The following is a 23,184-nucleotide window of genomic DNA, read 5'->3' on the forward strand; positions in this document are numbered from 1 at the left end:
GCTTTATCATTATATACATAAATATTAATGAAAAGGTGGTTCAATTATGTCGAATAAGAAAAACCTTACTACAAGCTGGGGAGCGCCAGTTGGAGATAATCAAAACTCGATTACTGCCGGAGATCGCGGCCCGGTACTCATTCAAGATGTACACTTATTGGAAAAACTAGCCCACTTCAACCGTGAACGTGTGCCTGAACGTGTAGTTCATGCGAAGGGTGCCGGTGCATTCGGAACTTTCGAAGTAACGAACGACCTTTCTCAGTACACGAAAGCTAAACTTTTCAATGGTGTGGGCAAAAAGACAGATCTTTTTATCCGTTTCTCCACAGTTGCAGGTGAATTGGGTTCTGCTGATACAGTCCGTGACCCGCGTGGATTTGCTGTTAAATTCTACACGGAAGAAGGAAACTACGATATCGTCGGTAATAATACGCCTGTATTCTTTATTCGCGATGCGATTAAATTCCCTGATTTCATTCATACACAAAAAAGAGATCCAAGAACACATTTGAAAAACCCTACGGCTGTTTGGGATTTCTGGTCACATTCACCAGAATCTTTGCACCAAGTGACGATCCTGATGTCCGACCGGGGCATTCCTGCTACACTTCGTCATACACATGGTTTCGGAAGCCACACATTTAAATGGGTGAATGCTGAAGGACAAGGCGTATGGGTGAAATACCACTTCAAAACAGAACAGGGCATCAAAAACCTTGATGTGGATCTAGCTGCAAAACTAGCAGGTGAAAACCCTGATTACCATACGGAAGATCTTTTCAATGCGATTGAAAAAGGGGACTTCCCTGCATGGAAATTATATGTTCAGATCATGCCTCTGGAAGATGCGGATACGTACCGTTTCGATCCATTCGATGTGACGAAGGTATGGTCTCAAAAAGATTATCCGCTGATCGAGCTTGGCCGTATGGTATTGAACAGAAATCCTGAAAACTACTTTGCTGAAGTAGAGCAGGCCACGTTCTCACCAGGAACATTCGTACCGGGAATTGAAGCTTCACCAGACAAGATGCTTCAAGGACGTCTATTCGCATATGGAGATGCACACCGTTACCGTGTGGGCTCGAATCACAACCAGCTTCCGGTTAACCGTCCGAAAGTGGAAGCGAATAACTATCAGCGTGATGGCTTCATGCGTGCTGATGACAATGGCAAGGGATCTGTTTATTATGAGCCGAATAGTTTTGGTGGCCCTGCCGAATCAACGGGAAATAAAGTGACTCCTTTCGAGGTGACAGGGCAAGCTGCACAAGTCGGTCATAATAGCGATGATCACTACACTCAAGCAGGCGACTTATACCGTCTATTAAGTGCCGAAGAGAAAACTCGCCTTGTTGACACGATCGTGGGCGCAATGAAACCTGTCGAATTGGAGGAAATCAAGCTTCGTCAAATCGGTCATTTTTACAAAGCCGATCCAGAATACGGAACGCGCATAGCCGAAGGTTTAGGTTTGCCCGTACCGCAAGAAGCGTAAAATATGGGACTCTCAATCTATTAAATGAAAACAGGCATCCATTCATGTATGGGTGCCTGTTTTGTTTGTTTATGGAAGGCTCCGTTATATAAATGGCACCCGACAAGTTCGGTAAGAATATATAGTTATAAATGTTTGTAAGGAAGTCAGGCTGTCAGATTAATTGGGGGCCAGTTACTTAAATTATAAAGGGTGGAATTTATGACTAGTAAAAAGTATCGGGTGTTAGTAGGCAGTCCAATTTACCAGAAACCAGATATTTTACAAAAGTTCCTGATCTCACTTAAAAGGGAGGATGTGGAGGGACTGGAAAGATCACCATACGTTATCAGTCGTACATCCGACAGATGAGAACACCTGGTGTTCATAAAGTTGGGGGCTTGGGTGCCTGTACACTCATAAGTCAAAAAGCGTGAAAGCAGGTGTGAATTTTAAAATGATCGACAATCTATCATTTTGGGGTGAAGACCGGCATTTTTGCATCCGTGCGGCAGCTTTAGGGTTTTCCCTGTATGTTGATACCCACTTGCCCGCTTATCATATATACAGGGATTCGGACTTGGACGGTGCGATGGAATTCCTTGATCGGACGGATAAGCGGGGAGCTTCACCTTCAGGGGCATCCCGTCCCAAATTAACGCTGAGCATGGTCATCAAAAATGAAAGTGACTGTTGCCTAAGGAAGGGTTTAGAGGAAATTCGTGATTATATTGATGAAGCGGTGATTATTGATGATGGCAGCACGGACGATTCCGCAGAGGTTTGTTCAGAAGTATTGAAGGGGATACCGGTGCGTATCATCAGGAATGATGTCTCCAAGTTCTCCAATGAAATAGAACTTCGTAAACAACAATGGTCGGAGACGGTGAAGTCAAATCCCGAGTGGATTTTAAATCTTGACGCTGATGAAATGTTTGAAAAAAGATTCAAAGAGGTAGCCAGGCAGCTGATAAGTGATCAAGAAGTGGATGTATATTGCTTCCGGTTATATGATTTTTGGAATGAAACCCATTACAGGGAGGATGAACACTGGTGCGCTCACCGGTATTACCGGCCGTTCCTGGTCAGGTATCGGGAGGGGTTTGTATGCAAATGGAACGATAGGCCGCAGCATTGTGGGAGATTTGCAGAAAATGTCTTTGAATTGCCCCACAAGTTATCCGACATTCGCTTAAAGCATCTGGGCTGGGTCAATGAAGAAGATCGGATGGCGAAATTCAAAAGATATCAGGAATTAGACCCTGAGGGTACGTATGGAAGTACTGAGCAATTATTTAAGCATTCTGGATGATGCCCCCAATTTGGTTCGTTTTGAGGAGTGACTTTTCTATTGGTGAGGGTGCGTTGCGTTGGCAATAATTAAATCGAATCAGCATACATTTGGTTAAGAGGAGGTGCAGTATGGACGTTTTTGTGCGGCAAAATGATTCCTTGTGGTATTATAGCCAATTATTCAAGGTGAATTACCAACTTATGATTGATTCCAATAGTGGGATTGATCCACTTGCACTTATGATTGGCCAACAAATCAAAATTCCCGGCTTTATGACGACCAGTTATAATATTAAACAAGGTGATTCGTTATGGGCAATTGCCAGGTCACGTCATCTTACATTGGATGCCCTATTTTTGGTTAATCCCAATCTCAACCCGAATGCCCTGCAAGTTGGTCAGACAATTTCTGTGCCATTAAGAATTACGTGGAGGCTAATTCAAGGAAACAGGGAATATGATTATGAGACGATGATGACCGATGTAAGACGTTTGAAAACTATCTATCCATTTATTAAAACCTCCCCGATCGGTGACTCTGTGCTTAAAAGGGATATCCCTGAAGTGCAGATTGGAAATGGTAACAAACGAGTTCACTATAATGGTTCCTTTCATGCGAATGAGTGGATAACGACGCCTGTGATCATGACCTTTTTAAATGATTATTTACTCGCAATCACGAATCAGGCTGACATCCGCGGTCTATCCGTGTTTCCCTTTTATCAACAGACGATGCTGTCGATCGTCCCAATGGTGAATCCGGACGGGGTGGAGTTGGTTCTTAAAGGCCCGCCTGCAGATGAGTCATTGAGACGACGACTCGTGGAATGGAATAATGGAAGCGAAGACTTCTCTGGCTGGAAAGCAAATATTAACGGGGTGGATCTGAATGATCAATTTCCCGCCAAATGGGAACTGGAAAAAGAACGCAATAATGTAACGGAGCCAGGCCCGGCAAATTATTCCGGAGAAGGGCCGCTTACACAGCCAGAAGCCATTGCAATGTCAGAGTTGACAAGAAAACGTGATTTTGGCAAAGTCCTTGCATTCCATACCCAAGGAGAGGTCATTTATTGGGGGTTTGAAGGTTTGGAACCGCCTGAGTCGGAAACGATAGTCAATGAGTTTGCGAGGGTCAGTGGATATGAGCCTGTCAAATCCGCCAATAGTTACGCAGGGTATAAGGATTGGTTCATTCAGGATTGGCGCAGGCCGGGGTTTACCGTGGAGCTGGGCAAAGGAACGAATCCCCTCCCTATATCACAGTTCGATGAGATTTATCAGAAGTCGCTTGGGATTTTCTTGGCAGGGTTATATATGTGAATTTTGACCAAATGAAAAAGCTCAACTCCGTTACCATGGGGAAGAGCTTTTTAGTCTTATAAACTATTAGACTTGCAACGATGAGGGCTGCTGCAAAAAATAAGTAAAGTCATGCTTTACTTATCGATTGCATGATTGACACGCTTTTAGCCTGAAATTAACGGACATTCTCCATGTCCCAGTAATATTGCAGCCCTTACAAAAGGAATTCTAATCGTTTTACGGTAAGAAGTTTAACATCCTTAACGCTTGTATTGGCCCCACCTACGCCAGATACTGTGACGGCCACGCATGCCATCCAACCTAATTTCATTATAATAGAAAGCGCTTACATTTTCAAAAATAATCGTGATGCAAATTTCGACATTCGCATAAGTGTCCCTTATCAGTAAGAGGAGAACGGGTGTATTACTGATAAGGGCACTATAGGATTCAAGTTAATCTGCAATGAACTCCTGCAGCTTTTTTGTCAGTCCGCCACTGCCAAATTTAATGAACTTTGTCTTTCCAGCTTCTTGTGCCGGGGAAGCGGCAAACTCCAAAAAGGCTAAAAGGTTAATCCTTCGGTAAAGTATATGGTCAATGCCATATTGATAGAACCAATTATCGATTGCATTGTAAACTCCTCTATTCAGGGCATATTGCTGCCGGCACCATTCGAAGAATAATCTGTCAGGCAGATTGATGTACTTCATGTCCTCAAGGCGGCCACTTTTCTCCTCATTCAAAATTGGGAAAATGGGCCTTACCAATTTCTTTTGCATAGTGTATTTCCTCCCTTATTGATAAAAACGAAAAGGCTCCCTACTCATGTTGAATAGGGAGCCTCCAGTAAACTGGTCAGCTTATATATTTTCATTTAGCATAAAACTTATTATTCCTATTTGTCAAGTGTGTATTTAAAAAACTTAAATGAAATACGTCTGTTTAATATTTTAGGTGCAATTTAAATGGAAATACGAATAAATATTTATGTTTATTCATTTATAGTTCGTATATAATGTTTTTGAGGATACGGAGGAGGAGAGACTGAATGTATAAATCGAAAAAGATTTTATTATTGGGCTCGGGTGAATTGGGGAAAGAGGTCATAATTGAAGCACAGAGACTGGGTGTGGAAACCGTTGCTGTAGACCGCTATGAACATGCCCCTGCCATGCAAGTCGCTCATCGCAGTTATGTGATCGATATGCTGGATGCGGAACAACTAAGGGGTATTGTGGAAAAAGAACAACCAGATTTGATTGTACCGGAAATCGAAGCCATCGCTACATCTGAACTAATCAAATTGGAAGAGGAAGGCTTTCATGTCATTCCGACGGCAAGAGCGGCTAAATTGACAATGGATCGTGAAGGAATCAGGAGGTTGGCTTCTGAAACCCTGGAGATTCCGACCGCAGCCTACAAATTCGCCGATACATATGAAGAATTTGTCCTTGCTGCCAAGGAAGTTGGGTTTCCCAATGTCGTAAAACCGCTGATGAGTTCCTCAGGTAAAGGTCAAAGTGTGTGCTGCACGGAAGGTGACCTGGAGGATTGCTGGAGAATTGCGATGGAAGGCGGACGGGTTCAAAATGGACGGGTGATCATTGAAGAATTTATCCGTTTTGATTCGGAAATCACGCTGCTTACTGTCCGGGCCATAAATGGTACCATGTTTTGTGCCCCAATCGGTCACATTCAGCAGGGCGGGGATTATATTGAATCCTGGCAGCCGCATAATATGACAGAGGCTCAAATTATGGAAGCGAAAAGAATTGCCCATGCCATTACGGATGAGCTTGGAGGGTATGGATTATTCGGGGTTGAGCTTTTCCTTTCAGGGGATAAAGTCTATTTCAGTGAAGTTTCCCCACGACCTCATGATACGGGGCTAGTGACTTTAGTGACTCAGAATTTATCGGAGTTTGCCTTGCATATTCGGGCGATTCTAGGATTTCCCATCCCGGAAATCACGCTGATAAGCCCAGGTGCCAGCCGTCCATTAAAAGCGCGGGATGAGTTATCGGAATATTCTATAGTCGGTGTTGAACAGGCTTTGGCTTTACCTAATACACAAGTGCGTCTTTTCGGAAAACCTGTTACAAAGGCAGGTAGAAGGGTCGCAGTCGCCCTGTCGACTGCCGATTCAATCGAGTTGGCGAGAGTGAATGCGGCCCGCGCTTTGGAATGTTTAGTTGTAGAGAAGTAGAATAGATTTTGTCTATAGTCTGACTCTAAAGCATCCTGATAGGGTGCTTTATTTTCTTTTCTCCATTGATTTTTAGCACTTTCAAATTCCTTACAAATCATCCAGATTTGAAGACATTGAATGAAAAGATCACTTACCCCCGCTCGTGTTAACTAAATCTTTTCACTTCTCCAACTCCTGTAAAAGGGCCCCACTACTGCAGATTTCCTGAACAACCAACAACCCGCATAAAATTGGCCTGTCCCTTTACCTTGTCTTAACAATTATCCTGCTGCATTTTTACATAGCCTTGACATTGAGTTCATCTTCATCACCTATAGTTTAATTAAATGGAAAACAATTAAAGGGGGGCTATTCATTTGAATCGCACATGGAGTAAAAAGGTATTGCCCATCACACTGGCTTCAGCATTGGCATTTGGAGGTTTATCATGGTCCGCTGCTGATCGTGTTTCGGCAAAGGATAAGACAAAAAAAGACCCGGAAATCAAGAACGTGATATTCATGATCGGTGACGGCATGGGTGTGTCCTATACCTCCGCTTACCGGTATTTAAAAGATAACCCTGGTACGAAGGTGGCAGAACGGACAGAGTTTGATAAATACCTGGTTGGCCAGCAGATGACTTACCCAGAAGACTCTGCACAAAATATAACGGATTCAGCTTCTGCCGCAACGGCAATGTCTGCCGGAGTGAAGACTTATAACGCTGCGATTGCAGTGGATAACGATAAATCTGAAGTCAAAACCGTATTGGAAGCAGCAAAGGAAAAAGGAAAAGCGACGGGATTGGTTGCCACTTCAGAAATCACTCATGCTACACCTGCATCTTTTGGCGCCCATGATGAAAATCGGAAAAACATGAATTCAATCGCAGACGATTATTATAATGAATTAATCAAGGGCAAACATAAAATTGACGTCCTATTGGGCGGTGGGAAGTCCAATTTTGTCCGGCCTGATGTCAATTTGGCGAAAGCCTTCGAAAAAGACGGTTACAGTTATGTGACTGATAAAAATCAAATGCTTAAGGATAAAAATGAACAGGTCCTTGGTTTATTCGCTTCTGAAGGACTCCCGAAAATGATTGACCGCCCTAGTGAAACGCCTTCTTTGTCAGACATGACAAGCTCGGCGATCCAGCGCTTGAATAAAGACAAAGATGGATTCTTCCTCATGGTCGAGGGAAGCCAGATCGATTGGGCCGGACATGATAATGATATCGTAGGTGCAATGAGTGAAATGGAAGACTTTGAAAAAGCATATAAAGCGGCCATCGAATTTGCGAAGAAAGACAAACATACCCTAGTGGTGGCTACTGCGGATCACTCTACAGGAGGATTCTCGATCGGGGCAAAAGGAATATATAACTGGTATGGTGAACCGATCAAGGCAGCCAAACGCACCCCTGACTTCATGGCGGATGCCATCGTCAAAGGAGCCGATGTCGAAAAGACGTTAAAGCAATATATTAATCAAAATGAAGTGAAGCTAACTGACGCTGAAATCAAAACGGTAACAGAAGCTGCCAAATCAAAAAATGTGACGAACGTCGATAATGCCATCGAAGCCATATTCGACAATCGGACCAATACTGCATGGACTACCGGGGGACATACAGGTGAAGATGTTCCGGTCTACGCATATGGACCATATAAAGAACGTTTTGCAGGGCAGGTCGATAACACGGATCAAGCCAAAATCATCTTTGATCTATTAAAGAAGTAAAAACGCTTCAGGGAGGGATTCAATGAACAGACTGATGATTGGTGCCCTGTTATTAACCGCATTTGGTGCTCTTAATACACAACCAGCTTACAAAGAAGAAACGACAGCTAAAGAAAAAACAGAGGAAATTGCAAGACCACTGGTAAAAGAGGATGTCTATGTTCCGAATCCACAGCTTCCTGATGATATAAAATTGAACCAGATCGGTCAGAACGTTTCCGATGCAAAAGGCGAATTGACTTTGAAGGGCTATAAAAAAGTGAATGAAACAGTGAATGTTGGCCCGATCGAGGTTAAAGTCAAAGAAATGAAAGTGATGCATGCCACTCCGGATTACAGCATGATTGATTTCTTCCACGGCTATACGCATGATGAGGATTTCGATATCGTAAAAATGAACGTGGAAATTAAAAACAATTCGGATAAAAAACTCAAGTTTTCCCCAGTTGCCTTCCTTGAAACGAACAGTGGAGAACATCTGACATGGGAAGATGATATCTACTTGGAAGAACTTTCTGGTGAAATAGAAGGAAACGGTTCAAAAAGCGGAAACATTGGTTTCATTGTAAATGATGGGAACATAAAGGGCATATCCTTCATGACAAGCGATGCGGTGGATGAAGAAGAGAAAGTCCTTGCAAAAGGCAAGCCAGCTGAATTCGCTTTTTAAAGAATATGTATAAATGCCTTGGAAAAATAAAATACTAGAACAAGTGATGGGGTTTACTATCACTGAACGGAATATCCAAATCCTAATGATGAGGTGACACAGAATGAGCTATAAAGATCAATTAGATCCACATTCTCAAAAGTTTCACCATAATTGGACAAGACCTAAGCGTTCAAAATCTCAAGTTAATGGTCATACGCAAGAATCACAAACGAACATTATACTAAGAAGCAATGCAAAGGCTCACAGGTGGTAACGGATATTTCCGACAAAGAAGGAGGCTCCCAGCGAGTCTTCTTCTTTATATTTAATCCAGAAAACAGATCAAGGCATACATGGCTTTTCACTCATAATTATGATACCATTTACCTTTAAGATTGAAGTGATGAGCTTGGCGTGAAACTGGAGTTTCGATTCCGATTGAAAGTTTCACTTTATACAAATAGAGGACGTGAATTGTAATGATTAAAATTGAAATCCCTGCAGCGGATATAAGCATCAAACAAAGAAAGCAAGTTATAGAAGGAGACGAACCTGTCATTCCTGAAATTTACGGGTTTATCGATTTTCATTTGATTCCCCGTGATAAAGGCGGCATCATCTTGTTTTACAATGAGAATGATGAACTGATTTTTGTCGGTAAGGCCCGTAAATTAAGACCAAGGGTCAAGAAGCATTTCGAGGATAATGTTTCTCCGATTAAAGAGCATCGTAATGAAGTCAAGAAAATTGACATTCTTTTAGTCGAAGACGCTATGGAACGTGAAATCTATGAAACGTACATGATCAATAAGCTTCATGCTAAATACAACGTCGACAAAGTGTTTTATAAATAAGAAGTACCTATGAAAAGCTGACTGCATATGCACTCAGCTTTTTTTTGTGTGCAAACTTAAGTTTACATATGTCCAAAAATAATTTCATACATTTACAGCTGCTACATGCCAGGTTAACATTGTTGGTTTATATTTAGAGTATTCCAATACATTCTCAGGAGGAAGCTATTGAAGAAAATACTTTGTAAAAAGGTGTTGGTTATCTCGATCGGGACAGTGATTGCCTTTGGGAATTTAACGTGGTCCGTGTCACAAGCTTCTAAATTGGCGAAACAGAGAGAAATTGAAACTTTTGAACAAAAGACAGTAAAATCTTCAGGGTGGGAAATGGCGGAATAAGCATAGTGACGAATGATTTTTTTCCCGATTTGCAACAAAGAAAAAGAAAAATATATTGGAAAATGAAACGTTGTGGATGATCAGCAGCTTGTCAAATACATTAAATGATATAACTCAATGGAGGTTCTTTACACAAGATGTTATGTGTGATTGGGCTTCCTTTTAATTTTTGTTTTAAGTTTCATGAAGAATGTCAGCACCGTTCATTTATCCGTGATTACAATTGTCAGCAAAAGTATTCGGAGGCAATTTTAAAAAAACTTGCAAATAGTAATGATTACGTTTTATTATTAAAGGGTGTTTTTACTTGTGAGATAGCTTCGGCGTTTAAATCGTAATGATTTTGATTTACGGTGAGGTATTAGGTAAAGGAGTGGGAAGTGATGGAGATGAAGAAAATTCCGGTTACGGTATTGAGTGGATACCTTGGTGCGGGAAAGACGACACTTTTGAATCATATTCTTGAAAATCGGAATGATCTGAAGGTTGCCGTCATCGTTAATGATATGAGTGAAATCAATATTGATGCTTCTCTGGTCAAGCAGGGAGGATTTACCCGGACGGATGAAAAACTGGTGGAAATGCAGAATGGCTGCATTTGCTGTACGCTTCGTGAGGATTTGATGATTGAAGTGGAGAAATTGGCGAAACAAGGGGACATTGATTACATCGTGATTGAATCGACTGGGATAAGTGAACCGGTACCTGTAGCTCAAACCTTCTCGTATGTTGATGAAAGCATGGGAATTGATTTAGGGGAATATTGCCGGCTCGATACGATGGTTACCGTTGTTGATGGGTATAACTTTTGGCAAGACTTCACTTCAGGAGAAACACTTATTGACAGGATGCAGGCAACTGATGCTGCGGATGGCAGGGAAGTGGTCGATCTATTAATAGATCAGATAGAATTTGCCAATGTCATCCTGTTGAATAAAATCGATCTAATTGATGCTGATGCCGTTGAGGAATTGAAAGCGGTTCTTCAAAAAATGAATGCCGATGCGAGGATCATCGAAACAAACCATTCCAAGGTGCCGCTAAAGGAGGTATTGAATACACATTTATTTGATTTTGAAAAGGCAAGCCAAGGAGCCGGCTGGATAAAGGAATTGAATGAAGAGCATATTCCGGAGACCCTGGAGTACGGGATTTCTTCCTTCGTTTACAGAAGGAAAATACCCTTTCATCCCGAGAGGCTGATGGAGTGGTTGGAAAACTGGCCCGTACAAGTGGTGAGGGCAAAGGGCTTCCTTTGGCTGGCAACGAGAAATGATACGGCAGGCTTGCTATCGCAGGCAGGACCGTCATTAACTTTACAAGCAGCCGGTAAATGGATTGCAGCATACCCTGAGGAAGAACAGCGCCGAATTTTAAAGGAGGCACCTGAATTATTGGAACGGTGGGATGCAGTATACGGTGACAGGATGACGGAGCTGGTGATGATTGGCATTCAAATGAATCAACAGGAAATCGAAACTGAATTAGATCAATGCTTATTGACGGAAACTGAGTTGCAGCAGGATTGGTCTCTGTACGAAGATCGATTGCCTGCATTCACGGAAATCGTTCATTAAAAAACTTTAGGAGGAAACAAAAATGAGAGTGAACATTACTTTAGCATGCACAGAAACAGGGGACCGAAATTATATCACGACGAAAAACAAGCGGAATAATCCAGATAGGATCGAATTGAAAAAGTACTGCCCGCGATTGAAGAAACACACGCTTCACCGTGAAACGAAGTAATTTTAAGGTTTAAATCGGAATGATTATGTTTTATTGAAGAGAATGGATGTAAAAGGTGGGAAGTTCATGTTGGAATGGATCATAATTGGCGGAGGCATTCAAGGTATGACGATGGCTGCATTTTTACTTAAGTCAGGAAAAACGACGGTGGACCAGCTGGCGATTGTCGATAGATATGAAGAACCATTGGCAAGATGGAAGCATTGTACGGAAGTCATTTCAATGCCATATTTACGTTCTCCATCCGTACACCATCTGGATGTGAATCCCTTCAGCCTGCAGAAATATGTGGAGAAGGCAGACTGGAAAAATAACTTTTACGGCCAATATAAGCGGCCATCCTTAAAATCCTTCAATGAACATTGTGTTCACTTGGCTGATGATTTATCCATTAAGCAGGCATGGGTGCAAGGGGAAGTCATCTCTGCCTGCAAAACGGGACAGAGCTGGGAAATCCAATTGCAGAACAAGCAACGGCTTGTGGGACAAAAACTTGTGATTTCAATTGGTATTGGCGAACAGCCTTATTGGCCTGATTGGGCACAGCAATTCAAACAAGAGCATGGTGGTCCCATTTACCACATATTCGATGAAAATATTCCGGAGCTGACACAATTGCAGGGGCCCATCACGATCATTGGGGGCGGCATATCTTCTGTCCATCTAGCTTTAAAGCTAAGTAAAATCTATCCCCATGATGTAACGGTTCTGAAGCGGCATCATTTTAGAATTCATGATTTCGACAGTGATCCTGGTTGGTTGGGGCCGAAAAAACAGCGACCTTTCCGTGCTATAACCAGCTATCAAAAAAGACGCGAGACCATTATCCAGGCCCGTAATAAGGGATCCATCCCACCTGACATACATAAAGCGTGTATGAATCAGGTTAAACAGGGATTATTGCGTGTAATGGATGTTGAGGTGATAAGCGCTGTGTGGAGGGACGGGCGTATCTGCCTCAGGGATAAAAACGAAAAGGTCATTCAAGAAACGGGGACGATCCTTTTAGCGACCGGCTTTAAGTCATCGATGCCAGGGAAGGATTGGCTGACGCCAGTCATCCGGTCGCATGATTTACGCTGCGCGGAATGTGGTTATCCAATCATTTCGCAGTCGTTGCAGTGGGGACCTGGTTTATATGTCACGGGTGCATTGGCTGAACTTGAAATGGGACCGATATCCAGGAATATATCAGGGGCAAGACAGGCAGCGGAACGAATTGTGAATAGTTTATAGATTTTCATAAATTAAAGATCTTAAAAAAGGAGAATATAAATGGCGAAAAAATCCAAGGTGATAAAAGCACAAAAACAGTTGGCAATGGTCGAAAAGTATGCAGAACTTAGAAAGGAATTGAAAGAGAAAGGGGATTATACCGCATTGGCCAAACTCCCTCGCGATTCCTCGCCGACAAGGGTCCACAATCGTTGTGGAGTATCGGGGAGGCCACGTGGATATATGCGCAAATTCAACATGTCACGTATCGTTTTTAGGGAACTTGCTCATAAAGGGCAACTGCCGGGTATCAAAAAGTCAAGCTGGTGAAGCGGGAAAGGATCAAGTTCATTCATAAGAAAAGGGGCCTATGTTAAATAAGGGGTTGTTATCTTGGGATTTTATTGAACTTGACGAAGCGGCTTGTAGAGTGAACGTTAAAAAAGCAGAAGTCTTTAAGACTCTGCTTTTTACCTTTGGAAAAATTCAATCCACTCTTTTTCCGGTCCATATACGTAGAAATAGCGATAACCATTTGGAAGGGTGACTATCTCTTCATCAATCAGCTCAGTGTTATCCATGCTTTTGATCCGGGCGTATTCTTCTTCGATATCATCCACGGTAATGGCAAAATGGTGGATCGTTGCCTCGGATGGCAGTGTGTCACTATATCCCTGAATCAACTCTATTTCTGTTTCGTTCGACTCTTCGTATCCCAGAAATGCCAGTTCGATTACCCCATTAGTATGTGTCATCCGTGCTTTTAATTTTAAATCCAGCACATCTTGATAAAAGGCGATGGACTTTTCAAGATCTTTTACAACGACGCCAATGTGATCGACCCTTTTCACAGCCAAGAAATCTTCCTCCTTCATATGTCCGGATGCAAATTGCTAATATTAGTATATATAAGATTATTCGAAATTAAATTACATTTTTATAGCCGTTTTTAGATAATTTTTTAAATGATGTTAATTAAGGGAAAGTATTGCTGAATAATAAAAAAATGACAAATGGCTTATGGGATAATATTTTTCTGGATTCTTTTCTTGTAAAGAAAGGCATTCATCATTTTCTAGGGCAAAAATTTGTTTCTAAATGGAATAGCCGATATACTTATTGAAACAACTCCATTATTAATGGATAGGAAAGGAGAGGTAGTATGGGAAAAATTCGTGAAGGTGAAGTTTTCACCCTTACCGATGACAGCGATGAAGGCCATGAAGTTGAGGTTTTAGGATCATTGGATGTAGAAGGAACGGAATATGTAGCAGTAGGTTTGCTTGAAGATATTGAAGAGGATACAGATGAAGATATCGATATTTTCTTTTTCAGGGTCGAAGGTGAAGGTGAACTGCTCGATATCGAATCGGATGAAGAATTCGAAAAGGTATCATTGGCGTTTGAAGCGGCATTTGAAGCGAAAGAATGACAAGATAAAAGGCGGCACATTATGTGTCGCCTTTTTTTATGTATAAAGAAAGTATTGGCCCCGCCTTCGCCAAATACCATGATAGCCACGCGTGCTATCCAGCCTTACTTAAGTATAGGGTACTATTATTGATAGGACGTGTACGATATATGAATATTTTGTTAATAAACGGAGTATTTTTCCATATCCAAGACATAGGATAAAAATGGAGGTGATGGGATGGCCGTTGTTAAGCACACTGATGCCGATATTGCCTTATTGGCAAGATTGCTTAGGGCGGAAGGCGAGGGTGAAGGTGATCAAGGCATGTTGATGATCGGTAATGTAGGAGTCAATCGGATTAGGGCGAATTGTTCCGATTTCAAAGGATTGAGGACGATTCCAGATATGATTTATCAGGAGCATGCCTTTGAAGCTGTACAGAAGGGATATTTTTATCAGCGGGCAAGGGATAGGGAAAAAAGGCTTGCGCGCAGAAACGTAAATGGTGAAAGGCTATGGCCCTCTAAATTTAGCCTATGGTACTTCAGGCCGCCGGGAGATTGTCCGGCAACCTGGTATAATCAGCCCCTGGTTGGGCGTTTCAAGCTTCATTGCTTTTATGAACCAACAGGTACAGAATGCCCGAACATTTATAATACATTTTAAGGAGGAGGCTGAACCTTATGGAGGTTTGGCCTCTTTGTGCATCAGTCTTTAACTAGGAAAAATCATATGATAAAACTGGCAAATGATTTACTGATACTGTAAAATTGAGACTGTAAATTTCCGGATAAGAAAGGAATAAAAAAATTGATGAGTAAAAGGCTTATTAATTATGGACAAGGGCAAATGGGAATACAGCCGGAGGATAATACCGAGAAATTTAAATCTTTCATGGAGAACAACCCGGACGCCATTTCCATTGTTGATCTGGAAGGAAAGACCCTTCAAGTGAATGCAGCTTTTGAAGAGTTTTTCGGTTGGACGAATGATGAGCTCATTGGCATGCCATTTCCTATTATTCCTGATTTCTTGAAGGAATCAGTCAATGAATTGCATGACCAGATTAAGGCAGGGGTACAAAAGAAAGGCTTTGAAACGGTCAGGTTAAGGAAGGATGGCCAGTTAATCGATGTAAGCATCTCCCTGTTCAATATTCGGGATGATGAAAATGAGCCGTGCGCCCTGGTTTTCGTTTATCGGGATATCACGAATCAAAAACTTGCTGAAGCTGCCTTGAAGGAAAGTGAGCAAAGGTATCGCAGTTTAGTGGAGGTGTCACCTGAAGCGATTTTTGTACATCGCAATGGGATCATCGAGTATATGAATCCCATGGGGGCGAAAATGCTTGGGATGGATAGTGTGGAGGATATTATCGGTAAATCGGTTTTTCAGTTCGTTCACCTGGAGTCCCGGGAAAGTGTACAAAAAAGAATCGATATCATGAGGGATGATCATCAGGCTGTTGGTTTACTGGAACAAAAATTCATTCGACTTGACGGACAAGTATTTTATGGAGAAACACTCGGTCTTCCGATTATTTATAAAGGTCAGCCGGCCATACAGGTATTCTGCAGGGATATTACCGAGCGTAAAAAGACCGATGAGCTGCTCTGTAAATCCAATATGTTATCAGCGGTAGGACAGATGGCTGCAGGCATCGCGCACGAATTAAGAAATCCATTAACTACGGTCAAAGGATTTTTACAATTATTAAGGGAAAATCCTGAGCAAAAGGACTATCTTGAAATGACGGTCAGCGAAGTTGAAAAGATCGAAACCCTGGCCAATGAATTTTTAAGTTTAGCAGAGCCTGAAGCGAAGGTTTGTGAATACATCCAGCTTAACGATATATTGGATAGTGTGATTACGTTAGCCGAGTTACAAGCGATATTGAATGATGTTGAATTCATCAAAGAATATAATACGGATTCGGCATCTGTCTTTGGCGAACCGAATCAGTTAAAACAAGTATTCACGAATGTAGTCAATAATGCGTTAGAAGCCATGCCGAATGGCGGCAAACTTCATATACAGTTACACCATGGAGGAGACTCTGCAATGATCCGATTCATTGATTCAGGCTGCGGAATCTCAAATGAGCGTATGCAGCACCTAGGGCAGCCATTTTATAGCACCTCTGAAAAAGGAACGGGGTTTGGGCTCATGGTCAGTACTAAAATCATCCATGAGCATAATGGGGAAATTCATTTCAGCAGCGAAGTGGGAGAAGGGACGATTGTAGAGATCAGACTCCCTATAAATGAAAGTTCACAATGAAAGTGACGAGAAGCCATGCTCTCGTCACTTTTTTGGTTTATAGCTTAACGATCGTTCTGCCTCTTGCTTCCCCTTTTAATAGGGTAGGAAGGACGTCAGGCAATTCATTAAGTGTAATTTCCTGTTGAACGAGCTGTTCTAAATGCTCGAGTTTAAAGTCGGTGGCAAGGCGATGCCATACTTTCAATCTTGTTTCCATCGGGCAATTGACCGAATCGATCCCAAGTAGATTAACCCCTCTTAGGATGAATGGAAAGACGGTGGCAGGAAGGCTTGTACCAGCTGTCAACCCACTGACCGCCACAGCTCCGCCATACTTGATTTGGCTAAGGACTGAAGCTAACGGTTCGCCGCCGACGGGATCTACCGCCCCGCTCCACTTCTGTTTGCCCAGTGCCCGCAGCTTGCCATCATATACTTCTTCACGCGATACGATGGTCGCCGCACCGATTTCCTTCAAATATTTATGTTCCGATTCTTTTCCTGTACTCGCCTCAACGGAATAGCCAAGTTTGGAAAGGATCGAGACTGCAAAACTGCCGACTCCGCCAGTTGCACCAGTGACAAGTACGCTCCCTTGCCCAGGGGTGAGGTTATTTTCTTCCAGTCGCAGAACCGATAAGGCTGCAGTGAAACCGGCCGTTCCGATGATCATGGCCTCTTTCATTGTAAGGCCATCAGGAAGCGGGACGATCCACTCTGCAGGAACACGGGCAAATTGACTATAGCCCCCTGATTGGGAAACGCCAATCCCGTAGGAGGTCGCAATGACTTCGTCTCCTTCTTTAAAGCGGGAATCCGCAGATGAAACGACAACACCAGCCATGTCGATTCCCGGAACGATCGGATAGCTGCTGACAATGTTTCCATTTGGAATTGCTGCAAGGCTGTCTTTATAGTTCACACCGGAATAATGAACACGGATGAGCACTTCGCCTTGAGGTAGATCATCTAGAGATAGTTGCTGAATGTTAACGGTGAATTGATCATCTTGCTTGTTCACGACCAATGCATCAAATTGCTGTATCATGGTTCGTTCCCCCTTAAAAATAATGTTCTACCCCATTATAAAAGAAAAAATATAGGAATGTATAATGATACAATTCGAAATAATAGCGCTCGCTTTTCTTTCTGCTTCTAAAAATGGTACTATTAGATTTGATTCAGTTCATATTAAAGGAGATGTTTAACATGGCTAAAAAAGGATACATACTTATGGAAAATGGAGAAAAAATCGAATTCGACCTTTTCCCGAACGAAGCACCGAACACAGTGGCTAACTTCGAAAACTTGGCTAACACAGGATTTTATAATGGCGTAGTCTTTCACCGTGTAATCCCTGGTTTCGTAAGCCAAGGCGGAGATCCAACAGGTACAGGTGCAGGCGGAAGCGGCAAGCAAATCAAATGTGAAACAGAAGGAAACCCTCATAAACATGAGGCAGGAAGCCTATCGATGGCACATGCCGGAAAAGACACAGGCTCAAGCCAATTCTTTATCGTGCATGAACCACAACCGCATCTTAACGGTGTTCACACAGTATTCGGTAAAGTGACATCTGGACTTGAAACAGCCAAAGCTATGAAAAATGGCGACAAAATGGAAAAAGTCGAAGTTTTTGACGCTGAATGATGAAAGCGAAAAGAGGGGGCATTATGCTCCCTCTTTCTTTTTGCACTGTTCATGAGTGGAAACAGGGGAATGTAGAGTCATTTTGGCGTCATGCTTTCAGTGAAATGATATTCGACCTCTGTCAAGGTTTCCGAAATGGCCCATAATCTTTTCGAGATTTCTTCATTATATAAGGAATCGATGATATCATCTTTTCTCGGAAAGCCTTTCCTGCTCTTCTTTCCATCGGGTCCGATATACTCCCCGCCTGTTAATGTAGGTTCCGTTGCGGCATAAAGGGTAGGCAATGCTCCCATACTCGCCGGCTGGGTGATGGTTTTCGAAAGAAAATGCACGAATCTATTTACGGGTTTGCCAGATCCGCGAGACATGAGATTAGTATGGGAAAGGCCCGGATGACAGGCGATGCTGATCGGGTTTGCATCATGCTGGTTGAATTTATTCTGTAATTCGCGGGCGAAGAGTAGATTCGCCAGCTTGCTTTGCCCATAGTATTTCATTGGTTTATAACCGTTTTCACCATTTAGGTTTTCGAAGTCTATATATCCATTGATGGCGGCCAAGCTGCTCAATGTGACCACACGCGATCTTGGCGTAGAAAGGATACGCGGAAGAAGGAGGCCTGTCAAAGCAAAATGACCGAGATGATTGCTGCCGAATTGCAGCTCGAAACCATCTTTCGTCTTACTGTATGGCGGAATCATCACACCCGCGTTATTGATGAGGACGGACAGAGAGTCATAGTTTTCCTGAAAGGAATCAGCAAAATGCCGAATACTGCTTAAATCACTTAAATCCAGCTGCATCACGTGTACATTCGCCTTAGGATGGACCGATAAGATTCTATCGACTGCCTTTTCACCTTTTGAAGCATTCCGGACTGCAAGGATGATCTCTGCCCCCTTACCGGCCAGTGCAAAAGCCGTTTCGAAGCCAATTCCACTATTTGCACCAGTAATCACAATGGTTTGCCCCGATACATCTGCCATTTCTTCGCCATTCCACTTTTCACTCATCCAATCACACCTTCCCACACGGTCTATACCTATCATATACCCAAATAATTCCTATATGTCACATTCTGTGGCGGGAACATGTGCCTGTATTCTATTTTTTAAAAAAGCTCTTTTTGTTAAGATTGTTGTTTTTAAAACGAAACGATTTAAGGTTGATTGGAGCGGAAGTGCGAGACTCCTGCGGGAGCAGCGGGACAGGTGAGACCCCACAGGCGTTCACGCCGAGGAGGCTCACCGCCCGCCCCGCGGAAAGCGAGCAATGGAGGGCAAATCAACCACACCGCATTACTTGGTGAATAGCAACAGAGTATGCGAAAACAGCCTTTAAAAAAATTAGCCGCCCATTAAATAATCCATTATATTTTTCAAAATCAGAATGACGGTTACTATGATAAATAATACCCTTACATATGCCACTCCCTTCTTAATGGCGAATTTAGATCCGGCCAAAGCACCTGCTATCATGGAGATCCCCATCGGTATTCCGTAGGAAAAGTTGACGGTATCAAGGAAAATGAACATGATCAGTGCTGCCAGATTGCTTCCGAAGTTCAAAAATTTTGCATTTCCTGCAGAGTGCAAAAAATCAAAGCCAATCATTAAAAAGGCAAAGAGAATGAAAGATCCCGTTCCAGCGCCCAAAAACCCATCATAAAAACCAATGGCAAATATAGCAAACGCAAATAGTACAGCCTTTTGCCATGTGAGTTTATGGTAAGTCGATTTCTGTCCCCAGTCCTTTTTAAAAAAGGTATAAATGGCAATAGCTATTAATAGAACCAAGATCATTGGCTTTAATAATTCAGGCGAGACGAAATTAACAACCCAAGCGCCCAGCAGGGAACCTATGAAAATCAGTGGGAAAAGTTTGGATACCAATCGAAAATCAACCTTACCTGAGCGAATGAAGGCAATGGTGCTTGTTAAAGACCCCATGGAACTCGCTAACTTATTCGTTGCGATCGCTTGAGAGGGGGGAAGTCCAGAAAATAATAAAGCGGGTATGGAAATCAGGCCTCCGCCGCCTACCACAGAATCAATGAATGCTGCCAAAAATCCGAAAAACATCAGCAGCAAGAGTGTTGAAATTTGTATATCCTCCATCCAAAAAGCCTCCGTATCAATGGCATTATGGCTGAAATGCTTGTTATGCCGAAGCCATAATCCAAAGTTTTTCTATTAGTCACTATTTAAATAGTAACTAATAAAACCCATTCTGTAAATGAGAATATTATGAGTCATACCTTTTGAAATCGAATAGATTTCGATAAGAGATTTGGTATGATAGGCATATAACTTACTAAAAGCACTAGGAGGTACTATGCAAGATATCATTCAAAAACTACAGTCTCTCGGGTTTAGTCAATATGAAGCAAAGGCTTATGTTTCTTTGGTTCGCCAAGGTCCAACCAGTGCCTATCAAGTAAGCAAGGAATCAGGAATTCCCAGGGCCCGCATCTATGAGATATTAAACGGACTGCAAGAAGAGGGAATCGTCTTAAAAGAGGAAATCAATGACTCGATAAAATATTCACCGTTACCAGTCGATGTGTTTTTGGAGTCGGTTCAATCAAAATGGAACAATACCTATCAATCCATCAGCCATACACTAAAACAATTTGAGAAAATCGAACCGATGTCCGATAATCGTGTAATGACGCTTAAGGGGGAAGGGCATATCCTTTCCTTTTGCCGTACTCTGATTCACAAAGCCGAGAAAAGGGTGGTGGTTTCCTTATGGGACGAGATGTATGGAAAACTTGAACAAGAGCTAAAGGGGGCTGCCGCGCATTGCACTCTCAAGGGGATTGCCTTTCATGTTGAAAAACCATTATCAGGTATAGACATACATCGCAAAACAAGTTATGTGGAAAATATCGGAGAAAACAAATGGTTCATCTTATCCATTGATGGCAAGGAGACGATTTACGGCCCTTCTCCCGAAACGAGAGAAACGGCTTTCTACACAGATGATCCCATTCATATCAATTTTCTCGAAAATTACATTTGGCATGATATCCTCGTTAACCGCTTGGTTAAAAAGAATGAAGAAGATACCGAGAAGTGGATTTCAAGTGAAAGAGACCGTTTTTTCTCCCTATAGAAAAAAAGCTGATAGCCCCATTGCAGGGGGGCTATCAGCTTTTTTATTTTTGTATCAAAAGTCATTCGGATAAAAGGGTTTTAGGAAATCTGATGGCCGTGGGCAAGCTGGATTTATCCCGATAAGATCTGTAAGACACAATCGGATGATCATGGGCTTGAACATCCAACTGGAGAATCTGTGAGCTTTTCATTTCCAAATAGTACGTAACGTCTTCTTTTTGTAAATGATAAAAAGAAAAGGGGATCCCTAAAAGGTTTTTCCTGATTAGTTTTGTTTCAGGCTGATTGATGATGTGCTCACTCAATTCCGCTATCGTAACAGAGGTTGTTCCTGTAATTGCTGTTATTTTTTCTTTTGCATAATCGACTGCATGACTGAAGGTACCGGCAATATTCTTCAAGATTCCGTTCATGGGGGGCATCTCCTTTTAATTAGGCTATGTTTGTAGTATGGTACCTGGCTAATGCTTTATGCAAAAAATACGCGTAGATGATATAGAATTGTCACTTTATGAACATGATTAAGAAGTGTGCAATGAAATCAAAAAAAGCAATCAAGGAAGGACAGGGAAAATGTCAATGAAGGTCAAAGCATGAAGAATAAAAAAATGTATATGGGCCTGCTTTTCATCACAATCCTCGCTTTTTCAATATGGTTCATTCAGTTGAATATCGATGTGAACTCAAGAGCGGAAAAAGGGAAAGACGCCGAGGCGGATAGTCATGAGAAAGTAGAAAAATTGCTTAAAAAAATGACACTTGAAGAAAAAATCGGACAGCTTATGATGGTCGGTTTCAGGGGAACTGAAAAGGGCAATGAAATCACGGAGCTTATCGAACAAAAACATATAGGAGGCGTCATTTATTTTGACCGCAATATGAAATCGCCTAAACAAGTGGCTAGATTATCCAACTCGCTTCAGCAAACGGCCAATCAAAGTACACATTCGCTTCCGTTGATGGTGGCCATCGATCAGGAAGGAGGGGACATCATCAGGATGAAGGAAAGGGTATCTCCCCTCCCTGCGCAACAGGATCTTGGAAAAAATGCCTCTATTGAAGACATGTACAAGGTGGCCAAATTGAATGGAACAGAACTTGGATCCATGGGGATTAACATTAATTTCGCCCCTGTACTAGATCTATCGCAAACGGATAAGCGTTCATTGGGGCAAGATCCCAAAAAGGTCTATCAATACGGAAAGAAAGCCATTCAAGGCTTGAATGATGCATCGATAACTGGTGCATTGAAGCACTTTCCTGGAAACGGACGCAGCGAAATCGATCCGCATGTCGAAACATCTTCCGTTGAGGCAAACCAACTTGATCTGGAAAATTCGGATATTTATCCTTTCAAGCAAATCATAAGTGAAATGGATAACCAAAAGTTTTTCGTGATGGTGACCCACATTAAATATCCAGCCTATGATAAAGAAAAACCAGCAAGCCTATCTAACATCATCATAGAAGACCTGCTTCGGGGGAAACTCAAATATGAAGGGATTGTCGTTACCGACGATTTGGAAATGGGTGCTGTGAACAAGTATTACTCCTATGAAGAGATGGGGAAGCAGGCAATCCTTGCAGGAGCTGATTTATTACTTGTGTGTCATGAATACTCCCATGAGCTTGAAGTATATAACGGATTGCTACAAGCGGTAAAAGCAGGGGAAGTTCCAATGGATAGAATTAACGAGTCAGTGAAAAGAGTGCTGACATATAAACTTTACAATATGAAGCAAACGAAAACTGACCCGGATCAAGCTGAAAAAGTAGTGGGAAATCCAGAAAGCATAAAGTATATCGAAAGCCTGGGCGATGATGAATAAAAGCGAAGCCACTCTCTCAAAAGGATGCTTTTGTTTAAATCAGCTGATAGAGGGAATACTATATATGACTAACTTGAAGGAGGA

Annotated in this window: 25 protein-coding genes; 19 read left to right on the forward strand and 6 right to left on the reverse strand. The window is 42.2% G+C overall.

Annotation, left to right across the window (positions count from 1 at the left end):
- The first annotated feature begins 46 nt into the window (after positions 1-46).
- The 3 genes from katA (at position 47) to ACFVSH_RS06595 (ending at position 4,096) form a co-directional block, all read left to right on the forward strand.
- Positions 47-1,501, forward strand: a complete 1,455-nt coding sequence (katA, locus tag ACFVSH_RS06585; RefSeq protein ID WP_387705302.1) for a catalase KatA — start codon at positions 47-49, stop codon at positions 1,499-1,501.
- Positions 1,502-1,937: 436 nt separating this feature from the next.
- Positions 1,938-2,792 carry a glycosyltransferase gene (locus ACFVSH_RS06590; protein WP_387705304.1) on the forward strand — a complete coding sequence of 285 codons (855 nt, stop codon included), beginning with the start codon at positions 1,938-1,940 and terminating at the stop codon, positions 2,790-2,792.
- A gap of 110 nt (positions 2,793-2,902) precedes the next feature.
- On the forward strand, positions 2,903-4,096 hold the full coding sequence (locus tag ACFVSH_RS06595; RefSeq protein WP_387705306.1) for a M14 family metallopeptidase: 1,194 nt from the start codon (positions 2,903-2,905) through the stop codon (positions 4,094-4,096).
- A gap of 437 nt (positions 4,097-4,533) precedes the next feature.
- Here the strand turns inward: ACFVSH_RS06595 and ACFVSH_RS06600 are convergent, their stop codons facing one another.
- Positions 4,534-4,860, reverse strand: coding sequence for a hypothetical protein (locus ACFVSH_RS06600; RefSeq protein ID WP_387705308.1), 327 nt, complete (start codon positions 4,858-4,860; stop codon positions 4,534-4,536).
- Between the two features lie 269 nt (positions 4,861-5,129).
- Here ACFVSH_RS06600 and purT point away from each other — a divergent pair, with 269 nt between their 5' ends.
- The 10 genes from purT (at position 5,130) to rpsN (ending at position 13,153) form a co-directional block, all read left to right on the forward strand.
- Positions 5,130-6,287, forward strand: a complete 1,158-nt coding sequence (purT, locus tag ACFVSH_RS06605) for a phosphoribosylglycinamide formyltransferase 2 (protein ID WP_387705310.1) — start codon at positions 5,130-5,132, stop codon at positions 6,285-6,287.
- Between the two features lie 359 nt (positions 6,288-6,646).
- Positions 6,647-8,014, forward strand: a complete 1,368-nt coding sequence (locus ACFVSH_RS06610) for an alkaline phosphatase (RefSeq protein WP_387603841.1) — start codon at positions 6,647-6,649, stop codon at positions 8,012-8,014.
- Between the two features lie 22 nt (positions 8,015-8,036).
- Complete coding sequence (locus tag ACFVSH_RS06615; RefSeq protein WP_387705312.1) at positions 8,037-8,684, forward strand: DUF4352 domain-containing protein; 648 nt, start codon at positions 8,037-8,039, stop codon at positions 8,682-8,684.
- A 103-nt stretch (positions 8,685-8,787) separates the two neighbouring features.
- Positions 8,788-8,940 carry a YpzG family protein gene (locus tag ACFVSH_RS06620; RefSeq protein ID WP_072272311.1) on the forward strand — a complete coding sequence of 51 codons (153 nt, stop codon included), beginning with the start codon at positions 8,788-8,790 and terminating at the stop codon, positions 8,938-8,940.
- A gap of 199 nt (positions 8,941-9,139) precedes the next feature.
- The gene (locus ACFVSH_RS06625; RefSeq protein ID WP_260285755.1) at positions 9,140-9,520 is read left to right on the forward strand and encodes a nucleotide excision repair endonuclease; all 381 of its coding nucleotides are present in this window, start codon (positions 9,140-9,142) and stop codon (positions 9,518-9,520) included.
- 168 nt (positions 9,521-9,688) lie between these two features.
- A complete protein-coding gene (locus ACFVSH_RS06630) occupies positions 9,689-9,859 on the forward strand; it encodes a hypothetical protein (RefSeq protein WP_181762212.1) in 171 nt (56 codons plus the stop codon).
- A 383-nt stretch (positions 9,860-10,242) separates the two neighbouring features.
- A complete protein-coding gene (locus ACFVSH_RS06635; protein ID WP_387603835.1) occupies positions 10,243-11,436 on the forward strand; it encodes a GTP-binding protein in 1,194 nt (397 codons plus the stop codon).
- 22 nt (positions 11,437-11,458) lie between these two features.
- A complete protein-coding gene (gene rpmG, locus ACFVSH_RS06640) occupies positions 11,459-11,608 on the forward strand; it encodes a 50S ribosomal protein L33 (protein WP_053348792.1) in 150 nt (49 codons plus the stop codon).
- A gap of 66 nt (positions 11,609-11,674) precedes the next feature.
- Entirely contained in the window at positions 11,675-12,844 is a 1,170-nt protein-coding gene (locus tag ACFVSH_RS06645; RefSeq protein ID WP_387705313.1) for a SidA/IucD/PvdA family monooxygenase, read from the forward strand.
- 39 nt (positions 12,845-12,883) lie between these two features.
- Positions 12,884-13,153: a 30S ribosomal protein S14 gene (rpsN, locus tag ACFVSH_RS06650; protein WP_387705315.1), complete on the forward strand. Its 270-nt coding sequence runs from the start codon at positions 12,884-12,886 to the stop codon at positions 13,151-13,153.
- 140 nt (positions 13,154-13,293) lie between these two features.
- Here the strand turns inward: rpsN and ACFVSH_RS06655 are convergent, their stop codons facing one another.
- Positions 13,294-13,680 (reverse strand): VOC family protein, encoded by a 387-nt coding sequence (locus ACFVSH_RS06655; protein WP_387705317.1) that lies wholly within the window; start codon positions 13,678-13,680, stop codon positions 13,294-13,296.
- Positions 13,681-13,985: 305 nt separating this feature from the next.
- Between ACFVSH_RS06655 and ACFVSH_RS06660 the strand changes: the two genes are divergently transcribed.
- The 3 genes from ACFVSH_RS06660 to ACFVSH_RS06670 all read left to right on the forward strand — a co-directional run bounded on the left by ACFVSH_RS06660 (position 13,986) and on the right by ACFVSH_RS06670 (position 16,517).
- Positions 13,986-14,255, forward strand: coding sequence for a DUF1292 domain-containing protein (locus ACFVSH_RS06660; RefSeq protein WP_034310405.1), 270 nt, complete (start codon positions 13,986-13,988; stop codon positions 14,253-14,255).
- Positions 14,256-14,474: 219 nt separating this feature from the next.
- Positions 14,475-14,903 carry a cell wall hydrolase gene (locus tag ACFVSH_RS06665; protein WP_387603828.1) on the forward strand — a complete coding sequence of 143 codons (429 nt, stop codon included), beginning with the start codon at positions 14,475-14,477 and terminating at the stop codon, positions 14,901-14,903.
- A 147-nt stretch (positions 14,904-15,050) separates the two neighbouring features.
- The gene (locus tag ACFVSH_RS06670; RefSeq protein WP_387603825.1) at positions 15,051-16,517 is read left to right on the forward strand and encodes a PAS domain-containing sensor histidine kinase; all 1,467 of its coding nucleotides are present in this window, start codon (positions 15,051-15,053) and stop codon (positions 16,515-16,517) included.
- A 37-nt stretch (positions 16,518-16,554) separates the two neighbouring features.
- On the opposite strand, the gene ACFVSH_RS06675 is transcribed toward ACFVSH_RS06670, so the two are convergent.
- Positions 16,555-17,547 carry an NADPH:quinone oxidoreductase family protein gene (locus tag ACFVSH_RS06675; protein ID WP_387705318.1) on the reverse strand — a complete coding sequence of 331 codons (993 nt, stop codon included), beginning with the start codon at positions 17,545-17,547 and terminating at the stop codon, positions 16,555-16,557.
- A 161-nt stretch (positions 17,548-17,708) separates the two neighbouring features.
- Between ACFVSH_RS06675 and ACFVSH_RS06680 the strand changes: the two genes are divergently transcribed.
- On the forward strand, positions 17,709-18,149 hold the full coding sequence (locus ACFVSH_RS06680; protein ID WP_192206864.1) for a peptidylprolyl isomerase: 441 nt from the start codon (positions 17,709-17,711) through the stop codon (positions 18,147-18,149).
- Between the two features lie 77 nt (positions 18,150-18,226).
- On the opposite strand, the gene ACFVSH_RS06685 is transcribed toward ACFVSH_RS06680, so the two are convergent.
- Both ACFVSH_RS06685 and ACFVSH_RS06690 read right to left on the reverse strand, forming a co-directional pair.
- The gene (locus ACFVSH_RS06685) at positions 18,227-19,165 is read right to left on the reverse strand and encodes an oxidoreductase (protein WP_387705320.1); all 939 of its coding nucleotides are present in this window, start codon (positions 19,163-19,165) and stop codon (positions 18,227-18,229) included.
- 333 nt (positions 19,166-19,498) lie between these two features.
- A complete protein-coding gene (locus ACFVSH_RS06690) occupies positions 19,499-20,269 on the reverse strand; it encodes a TSUP family transporter (RefSeq protein ID WP_387603815.1) in 771 nt (256 codons plus the stop codon).
- A 217-nt stretch (positions 20,270-20,486) separates the two neighbouring features.
- Here ACFVSH_RS06690 and ACFVSH_RS06695 point away from each other — a divergent pair, with 217 nt between their 5' ends.
- Positions 20,487-21,269 carry a TrmB family transcriptional regulator gene (locus ACFVSH_RS06695; protein ID WP_387603812.1) on the forward strand — a complete coding sequence of 261 codons (783 nt, stop codon included), beginning with the start codon at positions 20,487-20,489 and terminating at the stop codon, positions 21,267-21,269.
- Between the two features lie 61 nt (positions 21,270-21,330).
- On the opposite strand, the gene ACFVSH_RS06700 is transcribed toward ACFVSH_RS06695, so the two are convergent.
- Positions 21,331-21,684: a hypothetical protein gene (locus ACFVSH_RS06700; protein ID WP_387705322.1), complete on the reverse strand. Its 354-nt coding sequence runs from the start codon at positions 21,682-21,684 to the stop codon at positions 21,331-21,333.
- Positions 21,685-21,864: 180 nt separating this feature from the next.
- Between ACFVSH_RS06700 and nagZ the strand changes: the two genes are divergently transcribed.
- Positions 21,865-23,100, forward strand: coding sequence for a beta-N-acetylhexosaminidase (gene nagZ, locus ACFVSH_RS06705; RefSeq protein ID WP_387705324.1), 1,236 nt, complete (start codon positions 21,865-21,867; stop codon positions 23,098-23,100).
- The last annotated feature ends 84 nt before the right edge of the window (positions 23,101-23,184 follow it).

This window comes from Peribacillus sp. NPDC058002 (assembly GCF_042886655.1).
Classification (GTDB): Bacteria; Bacillota; Bacilli; order Bacillales; family DSM-1321; genus Peribacillus; species Peribacillus aracenensis.